We start from the raw sequence: 13,567 nt of genomic DNA, 5'->3' as shown, positions 1-13,567 counted from the left end.
CAATGACGGCTTATGACAACAACTAAACAATACAAATAATAATATGGAAGAAGACTTTAAAACAACAGATTATTTATTTGGCGGGAATGCTGTTTTTGTTGAAGAGCTATATAAGCAATATCTAGCCAACCCTGCCTCGGTTGATCAAACTTGGCAAGAATTTTTTGCCGGCATTAAGGATAATAATACTTTACTCAATAAAAGTACGGCAAAAATAATTATCCCTGATGAAATAAAAAAAGAATCGTTAAATAATAATTTATCTTCTGAAGACTTAAATAGTTTAAAAGCTAAGGAAATGATCAATGCTTATCGCAAGCATGCTCACTATTTAGCAAATCTTGATCCGCTTGGTCTTGAGATACGTAAAACAAAAAATGATTTAAAGCTTAATATAGAAACTTTTGGTCTTGATAGCAGTCAGCTAGAAGCAAATATCAACATTACGGATGAATTTGTCGGTACTTGGAACTGTAAATTATCTGAATTAGTGACCAAGTTCGATAAAGTTTATACAGGTTCTATAGGTGTAGAGTTTGAGCAAATAGAAAATGTAGCAGGAAAAAACTGGTTATATAATAAGCTAGAAAGCGAAGTTACCTTTTCTTCTGAAGACAAAAAAACTATTTTAAACGATTTAGTAGAAGTAGAAGGGTTTGAGCAGTATTTACATACAAAATTTCCCGGAGCTAAGCGTTTTTCCATTGAGGGTGGTGATGCTTCTATAGTTGCTATGAGTAAAGCTATAGATTTCTCCATGCATCAGGGCGTCTCAGAAATCATTATCGGTATGGCACATCGAGGGAGATTAAACACTCTAACTAAAGTAGTAGGTAAGCCATATAAAGCCGTTATTGCTGGCTTCATAAGCGGCAGCGTATTTCCTGATGAGCTAAATGTTTCAGGCGATGTAAAATACCATTTAGGCTATTCGTCCGATAGAACTCTAGAGGATAAGAAAATACACTTGTCGCTAGCCGATAACCCTTCACATTTAGAAGCGGTAAATCCTATAGTTGCAGGAAAAGTAAGAGCAAAGCAAGATATTCTTGGAGATACTAAACGCAGCAAAGTCAAAGCTATTTTAGTGCATGGCGATGCTGCTTTTTGCGGTCAGGGCGTGGTTGCCGAGAGTCTATCAATGTCACCTTTAGCTGCTTATGATATCGGCGGGATATTGCATTTCGTCATTAATAATCAGTTAGGTTTTACGGCTAACGCTGCAGATACTAGAGCTAGTAGATATTCTACGAAGTTTGCTAAAATCATAGCTGCCCCGATTTTACACGTTAACGGTGACGATATAGAAGCAGTGTTAAAAGCCACCAATATTGCGGTAGAATACAGGCAGAAATTTGGTAAGGATGTTGTAGTAGAAATTATTTGTTACCGTAAATATGGGCATAATGAGGGCGATGAGCCGATGTATACTCAAGGCAAGATGTATAACATTATTAAAAACAAACTGACCCCTGGAAATATTTACGCAAATGAGTTAGTAAAAAGCGGTGTAATCGACAATAATTATTTTGCTAAGTTAAAAGAAGAATTTAAAGCAAAACTAGATAAGGAATATGAGCAGGCAAAAAGTTATAAGCAAGAAGCACATTTCTTAGGCGGATTATGGCAAGGTATTTCTCGTACTCGTACACAAGCTACAATAACGGGTATCAGTAAAAAAACATTACACGATTTAGGCACTAAACTATGCGAAATACCGAAAGATTTTGCCGTTAATCCAAAACTTGTAAAACTATTTGAAGCTCGAAAAGCCACTCTAACAGCTGATCAACCTATTGATTGGGCGACGGCAGAGCAGCTAGCTTTTGCAAGCTTACTTGCTTCAGGCACAAATATAAGGCTAACCGGACAAGATTCGGGACGCGGTACTTTCTCGCATCGTCATTCAGTATTGCACAACCAAATTGATGGTACTACCTATATACCTCTAAATAATTTATCTAAAGAACAAGCAAAATACGAGGTAGCCGATAGTAATTTATCTGAATATGCGGTGCTTGGTTTTGAGTATGGTTATTCACTCGCAAACCCAAAAAATTTAGTTTTATGGGAAGCACAATTCGGTGATTTTGCTAATGGAGCTCAGATTATTTTTGACCAGTTTATTTCAAGCAGCGAAACTAAATGGCTTCGTATGAGCGGGCTTGTGGTTTTGTTACCTCATGCATTTGAGGGACAAGGACCGGAGCATAGTTCGGCAAGACTTGAGAGATTCTTACAACTGGCGGCTGAGAATAATATGTATGTTACATACCCTACTACCCCTGCTTCGATTTTCCATCTGCTACGTCGCCAAATACTTGATGATACCCGTAAACCGTTAATCGTAATGTCGCCGAAATCATTATTACGTCATAAATATGCCGTATCTAAACTTGACGAACTAGGTGAAAATACTACTTTCTTACCAGTTTTAGATGAAGTAACTAAAGTAGATACAAACAATATTACTAAAGTAATTTTATGCAGCGGTAAGGTATATTACGATCTATTTGAAATGCGTGGCAATAACAGTAATATAGCGATTATTAGGCTTGAGCAATTATACCCTTTTGAAAAAAAACTTGTAGCATCACTATTAAAAAAATATAATAGGACGCAGGAATTTATTTGGTGTCAGGAAGAACCAAAGAATATGGGAACTTGGTGTTATATAGTTGCTCACTTAAAGGATGCTTTAAAAGAAGCAGGAATTAAAAATGAATTCAAATATGTAGGTAGAGAGGAATCAGCCTCTCCAGCAGTAGGCTCGCTGCAAGCACATAATAAACAGCAAAAGAAGCTATTAATGACAGCATTGGGAATATGATTCTTAGGGTATTGCCTAATAATCATCATTGCGAGCGACTAAAAGAAGCGTGGCAATCTCAGGAATTTGCCTGAGATTGCTTCGTCGACGCTTATAGCGTCTTCTCGCAATGACGATAAAACTATACAGGGCGATGCTATACAAATATAGGAGTAAAATAAATTATGAGAGTTAAAATTATAGTACCGTCGCTTGGGGAGTCCATAACGGAAGCAACTATTGCCAAATGGTATAAGAAAGAAGGCGATTCGGTTAAAACTGATGAATTACTGTTAGAAATCGAAACCGAAAAAGTGACTTTAGAAGTTCATGCTCCTTGCAATGGTACTATAGGTAAAATATCGAAAACTGACGGTGCAAATGTAACAGTTGGCGAAGAAATAGGTGAAATAAATGAAGGAGCATCTGCAAATACTACCGGTACTAATAATGCATCTGCTAAAGCTCAAGCAGTAACACAACATACTTCAGAAAAACCTGCCGTGGCTAATAATACTCTTGCTCCTTCTGTACAAAAATTAGTTACCGAAAATAAGCTTGACCCCAATAATATAAAAGGAACAGGTAGAGACGGTAGAATTACCAAAGGTGACGTGCTTGCAACAATAAACACTACGACTACTTCTGCTCCTGCAATCAGTAAATCTAATGAAGAAAGAGTGCAGCGTGTTCGTATGTCACGCTTGCGTAAAACTATTGCACAGCGTTTAAAAGATTCACAAAATACAGCAGCTATTTTGACTACTTTTAATGAAATCGATATGTCAAAAGTAATTGCTTTGCGTAATCAATATAAAGAAGAGTTTGAGAAAAAGCACGCTGTGAAACTTGGGTTTATGTCTTTCTTTGTTAAAGCAACAATTGAAGCTTTAAAGCTTATTCCGTCGGTAAATGCTGAAATAGATGGCGATGATTTAGTATATAAAAATTACTATGATATAGGTGTAGCTGTCGGAACAGAGCAAGGGCTTGTTGTACCGGTTGTTAGGGATGCCGATAAAATGGGATTTGCCGCAGTGGAGAAAACTATAGGAATTTTGGCTAAACAAGCTCGTGAGGGTAAGCTTTCTATGGCTGATTTGTCAGGTGGGACATTCTCGATTTCTAATGGAGGCGTATATGGCTCATTATTATCTACACCAATTATTAATCCTCCTCAATCAGGTATTCTAGGCTTACATAAAACCGAGGAAAGAGCTGTAGTTATAGACGGTAAAATTGAAATACGTCCGATGATGTATATAGCTTTATCTTACGATCATCGTATAATTGACGGGAAAGAAGGAGTATCGTTCTTGGTAAAAATTAAGCAGCTTATTGAGAATCCTGAAAAGTTATTGTTAAATTTGTAAAAAATTGTCATTGCGAGCAGCTGTAGGCTGCGTGGCAATCTCATGAAATCATAACAAACTCCTGAGATTGCTTTGTCAATTACTTCGTAATTTTCCTCACAATGACGTGGTCCCGTTTTTACTCTTTGAAAAAAAAGAAAAATCATTCAAAGAAAGGAAGTATATAATAATGATAAAATGTACTCGTCGTATTGAGTTCGATGCAGGACATAGAATTATAGAACATCAAAATAAATGTCAATTCCTGCATGGTCATCGCTATGTTCTTGAAATCGCTATAGCCGCAAACAAAACCGATAAACTTGGTATGGTAATCGATTTTGGTTTAATTAAGGATTTAGCTAAAAAATGGATTGATGAAAATTTTGATCATAGCTTAATCCTACATCAAGACGATAAGGAAATGGGGCAGCAAATAGAAAATTGTACCGGTCAAAAAATATATTACATGCAAAATAACCCGACTGCAGAAAATATAGCGATGCATTTAAAGAATGAAATTTTTCCTAAACTTTTCGTAAGTCAAAACTGCTTCGTAACTAGCCTCAAACTATATGAAACACCGAATTGTTTTGTTGAGGTTTAGGCATGCAAGATTGCTGTTTAATTTTAACTACTACTAATGATTTCCAAATTGCCGAGAAAATAGCATCTGTTTTGTTAGAATTAAATCTTACTGCCTGCATTCAAATTGACGATGTCAAAAGTTACTTTAGATGGAATGGTAGAGTAACTTTAGAAACTGAATATAGACTTGTAATTAAAACAAAATCTTCTAATTATAATGAAATTGAAAATAAACTCCTTGAAATTCATAATTATGAATTACCACAAATAATAAAAATAAATATTGACTATGGCTTTCAAAAGTACTTAAAGTGGATTAATCAAAATAATAAATAAACTTATAGTTGAGTAAATTTAAAAATTAAGTAAGTAAATTATGAAATTATGGCAAAAAGTTACCTTAGGGTTAATCTTAGGTATTATATTTGGTATATACTTACCACAATATGTTAATTATATTAAACCTATCGGTGATATTTTCTTACGTTTGATAAAAATGATCATTACTCCTTTAATTTTCTTCAGTTTGGTTTCCGGTATCACTAGTATAAATGATAATTCTGCCCTTGGTAGAGTGGGCATGAAAGCGGTAGCCGCTTTTTTAGGTACTACTTTTTTTGCCACGGTTTTTGGACTCACTGTTGCCTTAGTATTAAAGCCAGGAGTAGGCGTACATATAGATTTCACCTCTTCAGGAACGACAAACAGAACTTCATTTAATATAATTGATTTTTTTGTAAATATCGTCCCTGATAATGCTGTTGGGGCTTTTGCAAACGGTGATGTCTTACAAGTTGTATTTTTTGCTATTTTTGTTGGAATTACCTTAAACAAAATGAAATCTATCGGTGAACCTATTACTGATTTAATGCATGTAATGTCAAAATTAATATTAAAAATGATATCGTTTGTTATTCAATTATCCCCTTACGGTGCTTTCGCTTTAACAGGCTGGATTGTAGGCATGCAGGGAGTTGAGGTAATGATTAGTTTATCAAAACTTGTTGTAGCGGTAGTTGTGGCGATGACATTCCAATATCTAGTTTTTGGCTTACTTATATGTGTATTCTGTCGTGTTTCACCTATACCTTTTTATAAGAAAAGTTTTGAGTATCAGATACTTGCTTTTTCTACTTCAAGCAGTAAGGCAACTCTTGCAACTACTATGCAAGTTTGTCGTGCAAAGCTTGGCATTTCAGAGTCTAGTACTTCGTTCGTACTTCCGATAGGTGCGTCAATTAATATGGACGGCTTTGCTATAAATTTATCTCTTACCACCATATTTTTTGCTCAGATGATGGGAGTAACGCTTGCTCCTCACGACTATTTAGTCATTATTCTCACCTCAACACTTGGATCTATCGGTGGTGCCGGTATTCCCGGTGCCTCTTTGATAATGCTTCCTATGGTTCTTTCTTCGGTTCACTTACCTATAGAGGGAGTAGCAATTATTGCTGGTATTGACCGAATACTTGATATGCTACGTACTACTATCAATATTACCGGCGATGCAACAATTACTATGATTATAGATAACAGCGAAGATACTTTAGATAAGGAAGTATATTTATCTTAATGATATTGCTAACTAAGACCAGACATTGTCATTGCGAGCAACTATAAGCATTGTTGTCTGAATTGAAAAATGCGTTTTATGTCATTCCCGCGAAAGCGGGAATCCAAGGAAAAGCGAAATTAAAATATAGTTATCAAAAAGAAGATAATAGCATAGAATTTTTACAAGGTGATTCTAATAAAGTAGAGGCAATATTCCCAAAAGAAAAAATATCTGAAATAGTACATCCTATACTTTGAATAGAAGATACTCATATCAATACTATAGGTATTTTAGAATATTTTTGAAGAAGGGGATTATTTCATCATTGAAGATACTAATATTGACTATAATAATGCGTGCTATGATGTTTGGAGGAAAATTTCAGATGAAAAAACTTGTATAGCAACATTAGAAAATTTAAACAATAAAATCGTTAGATTAACTAGCTGGTTGAAAGAAAACAAAGATTTATATTTAGTAGATACAAAATATGTAAATTATACAAAAGAAATTAAAGATGCCGTAAATAATAATGCAGAAATTATACATATAAAAAATATCGATCAAAAAAATTATAATATAATGACTCCCTATGACGGGTGAGGTACAGATTAGCGGAATAGAAGAATTAATTTGTCATATGTATGGAGTAATAGGGATAATTGGTAGTTTGCCTATATTATATAAAGAAGATAAGAATATTATTAGAGCAGTAGCACCAAGACGTAATTCGCATAATGAACATAGCTCTCAACACCGTATAATGATTGAGATTGGCATGTAAATGCTGCATACCGTCCAAATGACCAAGAAGAGTGATAACTTATCTCCTATAGTTGACTACTTAATTTGGGGGATTGTACATAAAGGACATGAGAATCTACCTATAGTATATATTAGCCTTAAAGATATATTAAATCAATTGAGCTACCAAGATATCTTAATCGGGCTAACAACATCGCAGTCGTAGACTGCATGGCACTCCCCAAAAAATAATAAAAAAAATTCTGTAAATCAGAATTTTTTCTCTTCCTTACTTCGTCAATTGCTATGCAATTTTCTTGCAATGACAGAGATAGAACATAAGGCAGAAAATTAAGATAGGTTTTTATTCTAACTTGTGAAGTATAAATAGAAACGCTACAAAAATTTAACGGTGAGAATTGAGAAGCTTTTTTATTGCTTTTCTTTGTTTTGAGTCTTTATGCTATTTCTTTCTTTTATAATTTTCAGTTTAGTTTTAAATGGAGCAACAAATAAAGCAGTATAGTATTCTACGTCAGAAACATGTAAAGTTCTATTAGCATCCACCGCTATCTAATCTCAAGCTCTTTTCCCTTTGCAATCTTTAATTTTTTGATCCGCTCCATATTCTAATAAAATACGAGTAGGTTCAACATTAAGATATGATGATGTAAGGGAAGTCATTCCGGTTTTAGAATTTTGAACATTAGGATTAACACCTAACTTAAGCAAAAGTTTTATTAAATCAATATTATTTCTTTCTGCGGCTAGTAGCATCATTCCGGTAATACCGTCTTCATATCTTAAATTAGGACTTATTCCCTGATTAATTAAAAGTTTGGCAATTTCCGGCTTCATAAATCCTATATTTATATGGATTAAATTCATAAGTGCACCACACTTTAATAAAAAATCGGCAATTTTTATATTATTATTCGATATAGCATAATCTAAAGGAGTCCAGCCCAAGTATGGTTGATTTACTCCATATCCCTAATCTAATATTTTTTTACTTCATCAATATTATCTGCTTTAATAGCATTTGCTATCGGTGTAATTGGATTTTCGACTTTTTAATCATACTCAACACCATTCACATATATCTTTTTTAAACTCAAGTTTACATTCCATCACATGAATAGAAGCAATAATAAAAATAATTATAAACTTTAAAATTACTTGAATAATTTTCATATAATCAATCTAGGTACTATGTAGCTATACAGCATTAAACCTTTGTCGGTAAGATAGATATTTTCATCTAGTCTAATTAAGTCTAACGCTTGATAATGCTTAAGATTATTCATATCTAAAATATTCTCTAATTTCGTGTTTAATTTCTGCTCTAATGTAGAAATATTTATACCTTTGCTAAGGCGTAAACCCATCATTAGCATTTCTTCAATAATCTCTTGATGTGTTAACTTAGTATTAGTTTGAATACCAACATTTTTTGTTTTAACCGCATCTAACCATTTTTCAGGTTTATGCCACATCATAATTGCCGATACCGAACTTGAAGATTCAATGATTCTACTATGAGCTCCGGGGCCTATACCTAAATAGCTATTATAATTCCAATAAGTTAAATTATGCAAACATTCATACCCTATCATAGCATAATTGGATATTTCATATCTAAAATACTTTTTAGATTCTAGATAATGATTAGTCCATTCATACATTTCAGCTGCCGCATCTGAATGCGGCAAAATCAGATTACCCTCCTTAAATAATTTATAACACGGCGTACCTTTTTCGATAGTCAATTGATAAAGAGAAATATGTGAGGTAGCGAGCTGCATAGCTTGTTTTAATTCTTCTTGCCAGTCTTTTAATGTCTGACCGCTACGTGCATATATTAAATCAAATGACACTCGTAGAAAAATCATATTTGCCGCCTCAATTGTTTTAATGGCCTGCATACAATCATGAGTTCTACCTAATTTTTTTAAATCGTCCTCTTTTAAGGATTGCACTCCTATTGAAATACGATTAATTCCGGCGGCTTTGAATGCTTTAAATTTTTCAGTTTCAAATGATGTGGGATTAGTTTCTAGAGTTATCTCGGTTTGATTATCAATAATTGCTAGATTACTGATTTTATTTATTATTCCTTCAACTATTACAGGATTCATTAAAGAGGGAGTACCGCCCCCAAAAAAAATAGATTTTATATATTTATTTTGAATAATATCCTTAAAATATTCGATTTCAGTTTCATAAGATTTAAGCCACTGATTATGATCTATAGTACTTGCTACATGAGAATTAAAATCACAATACGGACATTTGGACAAACAAAAAGGCCAATGAATATAAATACTTAAATCATTAGCCATAACTCTCATATTTTGTATTTTTGCTAGTGTTAACTTAGGTTTTGTGGACATTGCTAAAAAGATTTAATTTTGGTTATAATTTGTAGCAAAAAATAACCAAAATTAAATCTTTTTAGCAATGTCCACAAAACCTAGCATTTTCTTTGATGTTATTCAAGGTGTATGATAAAATACTATTCTAATTCAAAGAAAACTTTAAATAAAGCTTTTAATTTAATAGATATTATTAAAATAATAAAAAAAATTACCCACTATTTTATAATTTTTTGTGTTCAAGCTATGGGAAGTAATAATGAACAAATATATAACCCAAAAAACACTAAATTTCTAGAAGAAACTGAAGCTCTAAAATGGGCAAAAGAGCGTACTGATAAAACAGCAAAGGCTTGCCAATCTATGCCTACTTATAAGGTAGTTAAGAAAGAACTAGAATCTGTTTGCTATGATCAAAGAAACACTCCTTTTGGTGCTATACGTAAAGGTTACGTGTATAATTTTTGGATGGATTATAAAAACCCGCAAGGGTTATGGCGTAGGACATTGGTTGAGAATTACTCGAAAGATAAACCAAAGTGGGAAGTTCTAATCGATTTTGATAAATTATCCAAAAAACTCGGTAAAAAAGTAATGTATAGAGGTGGGAGTGATTGTTTTCAAAATCCTAATCGTTTCTTAATTACCATGTCATTTGGCGGTAAGGATGAGATGTTTTTTAGAGCATGGGATTTAGAGAAAAAGATTTTGTAAACAATGGTTTTGAACCAAAAACAAGTAGCAGGAAATTACTAGAAGGTAAATTTACTGTCCATACTTGGGTTGATCAAGATACTATTATATTTATCCAGTTTTGCATCAAGAGGAAGTGACTGACTCTTTATATCCTAGCTTGCTCTACATATGGAAGCGAGGAGAACCTATAGAGAAAGCCAAAAAACTATTTGAAATACCAAAGAATTATATACGTGTATCAGCCAGTAAGCTTTTACCAATAATATTTCTTCATCTTTAATATTTATATCTGCAAATAAGGCTTTTTATAATTACGATAATTATATTTTAGATACTAAAGATGAGAGCTTAAAATTACAAAAAATAAATATGCCATCAGATGCAATACCTGAAGGTTCTTTTAAAGCATATGTATTTTGGCTACTGCATTCCGATTGGCAATTTAAAGATAGTAATATAGAGCAGGTTCACTTGTTGCCATACACTACGCTGATCTTCTAAAAGAAGAGAGCGATAAAGCTAGCTTAAAAATATTATTTACCCCAACAGAGAGGGAAGTATTGTATCTCGTAGGAATGACTAAAGATACGGTATTTTTAACTAGCTATGAGAATGTTATTTTCAAAAGTAGTAACATTTACATTAGAAAATCATGAATGGACAAAACCGGTAACTTTACTGTCTTATGAAAATACAATTTTTGGTATGTTGTCTGATGATGAGGAAGAAGATGCATTAATTACTATAGAAAATTCTATAGTTCCTCCCACTATCTATTTATGGGATAAAACTCATGAATTAAAAGTTATTAGAAAGCCTTTATATCCGTTTGATAGCAAAAATTATGTTGTAGATCAAAAGGAAGCTACAAGCTCGGATGGAGTTAAAATACCATATTTTATTGTCTATAAAAAAGGTACAAAGATTGTAAGAATCCAACATTACTTGAAGCATGCAGCGGTTTTCAAGTAATCAACTCTCCATATTTCTCTCGCATGGAAAATGAAGTATGGGTTAAACATGGCGGGGTTAGTGTTCTTGCTAATATTAGAGGTGGCGGCGAGTTTGGTCCTGAGTGGCATAAGACGACTCAAGGCATAAAACGTCAAACCGGCTTGAATGATTTTATTGCAGTAGCAGAGGATTTAATAAAGCAAAATATTACTAGTCCTGAGTATTTAGGAATTAAAGGAGGAAATAACGGCGGATTGCTAGTAAGTGTTGCAATGACACAGCGTCCTGATTTATTTGGAGCTATAGCATGTGAAGTGCCGATACTTGATACGATACGATATAAAGAATTTGGAGCAGAACATTCATGGGGTACAGAGAATATAGTGATCCAAAGTAGAAGATTTAGTACATATCAAAAAATATGCACCGCTAGAGAATTTATCTTTAACGCAAAAATACCAAGCTGTGTTAATTACAGATTTCAGTATTAGAGCAGCGTGTACACCCATGACATGGAAGAATTTTTGAGTATGTGCTTGAGAAAAACCCAAATACTAAAACTTACTTTCTAGGAAGTGTAGATAGTGGGCATGGTAGTGGGAGTGATTTAAAAGATAGTGCCAATTATTTGATCAATATTTATACATTTTTTGCAAATGCTTTGAAATTAAAAATTAATTAAATTTAATACTAGGTCAATATGTGTTACTTATTATACTACTGGATAGTTTAAAAAAAACCGTCGATGTCATTCCTGCGAAGACGCATGGGTGTCAACTTAAGGAAAAGGTCACCCCGTGGCTTGACCACAGGATCCATATAATTTTAGTATTTTTAACTGGATCCCGCAATCAAGTCGGCATTGTTGCATGGATCGGAAAACCTACTCGATGTCATGCCCGCATAGGCGGGAATCCAGAAAAATAACCTCAATATTGCTACAGAAGTTACATACTTGATAAAATAACCATACAAACACTTGTTTTTATATGCTTGACTGAATTTCCGCTTCGCAGGAATGACATAATGTAGATATAATATAAATTCAAGAAAACAATTTTCCAATTCCGCTACGTAATAGATTTTTAGGATTCATTTTACTGGCTTTTTTCATTATCTCGCTTATTTGTTTATATTGCTTTAGCAAAATATTTACCTTTTGTACCGTAGTGCCTGCTCCAACAGCTATACGTTTCCTACGAGAAGCATTAATTATATCGGGATTTTTACGTTCTTTTGGCGTCATAGATAAAATAATTGCTTCTTGATGTTCAATTATTTTACTATTTAATTTTGATTGATCTATTTGATCCATAATTTTACCACTACCCGGTAACATACTAAGTATACTTCCAAAACCTCCCATTTTTTTTATACTTCTCATTTGCTGAAGATAATCATTTAAATCAAACTTACCCTTTTTTAATTTAGCTGCCGTTTTTTCGGCTTCTTCTCTATCAACAATACTAGCTGCTTTTTCAACAAAAGAGATAATATCACCCATATCCAGTATTCGAGAAGCTAAGCGTTCAGCATCGAATTCTTCTAAATCAATTAGGTTTTCACCGCTACTTAAAAATTTAATCGGCTTTTTAGTAATATATTTTACACTGAGTGCTGCACCACCCTTGGAATCGCCATCAATTCTAGATAAAATTAATCCTGAAATTGCTAACTTTTCATTAAAACTACTTGCCGTAACTACTGCATCCTGCCCTGTCATACTGTCGATTACTAACAAAGTTTCTGTAGGCTCCACTATCTTTTTTATTGCAAGCGCTTCCTCCATCATCGCTTTATCAATTTGTGTACGACCTGCCGTATCATAAATTACGACATCATAAGCAGAAATTTTAGCCTCGGCAATAGCTCTTTTGACAATATCGAGGGGTTTCTCACCTTGCACAATAGGTAATGAATTAATCTGTACTGAGTTTGCAAGTATAGCGAGTTGCTCTTGTGCGGCCGGTCTATACGTATCCAAAGAAACAAGTAAAACTTTCTTATTTTGATTTCTAAGCCGTAAAGCAAGCTTACTACTCGCCGTAGTTTTACCACTCCCTTGCAGCCCTACCATTAGGACATTTACGGGCGGCTTTGAATTTAAATTTAGCTTTGTCTCACTTTTACTTGAAGCTAAGAGATTGATCATCTCTTCATGGATAATTTTAATTATCATCTGTCCAGGTGAAACAGACTTAATAACCTCCTGCCCTAAAGCTTTCTGTTTAACTTCCGCTATAAAATCTTTTATCACCGGTAATGCAACATCTGACTCTAAAAGAGCCACTCTTATATCCCGCATAGCAGCATCTATTTGGGCTTCCGTCAAAATGCCTGAGCTAACTAGCTTATCAAAAATCTTCGTTAAATTTTGTGTTAAAGTTTTAAACATGCAAATAATTTAATTTATAAAGTTCCTAAAACCTAATATATACTACGAGTAAATGAACAATAGTCAAAATAAAACATAAATTAAATTTATATTCTA

General features: G+C 33.5%; 10 protein-coding genes and 2 pseudogenes. 9 read left to right on the top strand and 3 right to left on the bottom strand.

Going from position 1 to position 13,567, the window contains the following annotated elements; genetic code table 11:
* The first annotated feature begins 43 nt into the window (after positions 1–43).
* From ABVF33_RS05715 to ABVF33_RS05680, 8 genes and pseudogenes are all read left to right on the top strand, one after another.
* Positions 44–2,830 carry a 2-oxoglutarate dehydrogenase E1 component gene (locus ABVF33_RS05715; RefSeq protein ID WP_499706606.1) on the top strand — a complete coding sequence of 929 codons (2,787 nt, stop codon included), beginning with the start codon at positions 44–46 and terminating at the stop codon, positions 2,828–2,830.
* Between the two features lie 164 nt (positions 2,831–2,994).
* Positions 2,995–4,182, top strand: coding sequence for a 2-oxoglutarate dehydrogenase complex dihydrolipoyllysine-residue succinyltransferase (gene odhB, locus ABVF33_RS05710; RefSeq protein WP_499706605.1), 1,188 nt, complete (start codon positions 2,995–2,997; stop codon positions 4,180–4,182).
* Positions 4,183–4,351: 169 nt separating this feature from the next.
* Complete coding sequence (locus tag ABVF33_RS05705; RefSeq protein WP_499706604.1) at positions 4,352–4,768, top strand: 6-pyruvoyl trahydropterin synthase family protein; 417 nt, start codon at positions 4,352–4,354, stop codon at positions 4,766–4,768.
* Between the two features lie 2 nt (positions 4,769–4,770).
* Positions 4,771–5,085, top strand: a complete 315-nt coding sequence (gene cutA / locus ABVF33_RS05700) for a divalent-cation tolerance protein CutA (protein WP_499706603.1) — start codon at positions 4,771–4,773, stop codon at positions 5,083–5,085.
* A 40-nt stretch (positions 5,086–5,125) separates the two neighbouring features.
* Complete coding sequence (locus tag ABVF33_RS05695) at positions 5,126–6,325, top strand: dicarboxylate/amino acid:cation symporter (RefSeq protein WP_499706602.1); 1,200 nt, start codon at positions 5,126–5,128, stop codon at positions 6,323–6,325.
* A 53-nt stretch (positions 6,326–6,378) separates the two neighbouring features.
* Positions 6,379–6,564, top strand: coding sequence for a hypothetical protein (locus tag ABVF33_RS05690; protein ID WP_499706601.1), 186 nt, complete (start codon positions 6,379–6,381; stop codon positions 6,562–6,564).
* Positions 6,565–6,889: 325 nt separating this feature from the next.
* A pseudogene (locus ABVF33_RS05685) lies at positions 6,890–7,078 on the top strand (hypothetical protein).
* A 31-nt stretch (positions 7,079–7,109) separates the two neighbouring features.
* The gene (locus ABVF33_RS05680; RefSeq protein WP_227780008.1) at positions 7,110–7,277 is read left to right on the top strand and encodes a hypothetical protein; all 168 of its coding nucleotides are present in this window, start codon (positions 7,110–7,112) and stop codon (positions 7,275–7,277) included.
* A 353-nt stretch (positions 7,278–7,630) separates the two neighbouring features.
* On the opposite strand, the gene ABVF33_RS05675 is transcribed toward ABVF33_RS05680, so the two are convergent.
* Both ABVF33_RS05675 and hemW read right to left on the bottom strand, forming a co-directional pair.
* Positions 7,631–8,020 (bottom strand): ankyrin repeat domain-containing protein, encoded by a 390-nt coding sequence (locus ABVF33_RS05675; RefSeq protein ID WP_499706600.1) that lies wholly within the window; start codon positions 8,018–8,020, stop codon positions 7,631–7,633.
* 221 nt (positions 8,021–8,241) lie between these two features.
* Positions 8,242–9,444, bottom strand: coding sequence for a radical SAM family heme chaperone HemW (gene hemW, locus ABVF33_RS05670; RefSeq protein WP_499706599.1), 1,203 nt, complete (start codon positions 9,442–9,444; stop codon positions 8,242–8,244).
* Between the two features lie 183 nt (positions 9,445–9,627).
* On the opposite strand from hemW, the pseudogene ABVF33_RS05665 reads away from it, so the two are divergent.
* A pseudogene (locus ABVF33_RS05665) lies at positions 9,628–11,758 on the top strand (prolyl oligopeptidase family serine peptidase).
* Positions 11,759–12,121: 363 nt separating this feature from the next.
* Here the strand turns inward: ABVF33_RS05665 and ffh are convergent.
* Positions 12,122–13,471 carry a signal recognition particle protein gene (gene ffh / locus ABVF33_RS05660; protein WP_499706598.1) on the bottom strand — a complete coding sequence of 450 codons (1,350 nt, stop codon included), beginning with the start codon at positions 13,469–13,471 and terminating at the stop codon, positions 12,122–12,124.
* Between the last annotated feature and the right edge of the window lie 96 nt (positions 13,472–13,567).

The organism is Candidatus Rickettsia barbarica, from assembly GCF_041477405.1.
GTDB classification, from domain to species: domain Bacteria; phylum Pseudomonadota; class Alphaproteobacteria; order Rickettsiales; family Rickettsiaceae; genus Rickettsia; species Rickettsia rickettsii.
The sequence above is the reverse complement of the archived record's forward strand: the minus strand, read 5'-3'. Positions and strand labels throughout refer to the sequence as shown.

Bases quoted from the DNA above. Each gene is read 5' to 3' on its own strand.
- ABVF33_RS05715 (WP_499706606.1), top strand. From the start codon at position 44: ATGGAAGAAGACTTTAAAACAACAGATTATTTATTTGGCGGGAATGCT.
- ABVF33_RS05705 (WP_499706604.1), top strand. From the start codon at position 4,352: ATGATAAAATGTACTCGTCGTATTGAGTTCGATGCAGGACATAGAATT.
- odhB (WP_499706605.1), top strand. From the start codon at position 2,995: ATGAGAGTTAAAATTATAGTACCGTCGCTTGGGGAGTCCATAACGGAA.
- ABVF33_RS05695 (WP_499706602.1), top strand. From the start codon at position 5,126: ATGAAATTATGGCAAAAAGTTACCTTAGGGTTAATCTTAGGTATTATA.
- ffh (WP_499706598.1), bottom strand. From the start codon at position 13,471: ATGTTTAAAACTTTAACACAAAATTTAACGAAGATTTTTGATAAGCTA.
- cutA (WP_499706603.1), top strand. From the start codon at position 4,771: ATGCAAGATTGCTGTTTAATTTTAACTACTACTAATGATTTCCAAATT.
- hemW (WP_499706599.1), bottom strand. From the start codon at position 9,444: ATGTCCACAAAACCTAAGTTAACACTAGCAAAAATACAAAATATGAGA.
- ABVF33_RS05680 (WP_227780008.1), top strand. From the start codon at position 7,110: ATGACCAAGAAGAGTGATAACTTATCTCCTATAGTTGACTACTTAATT.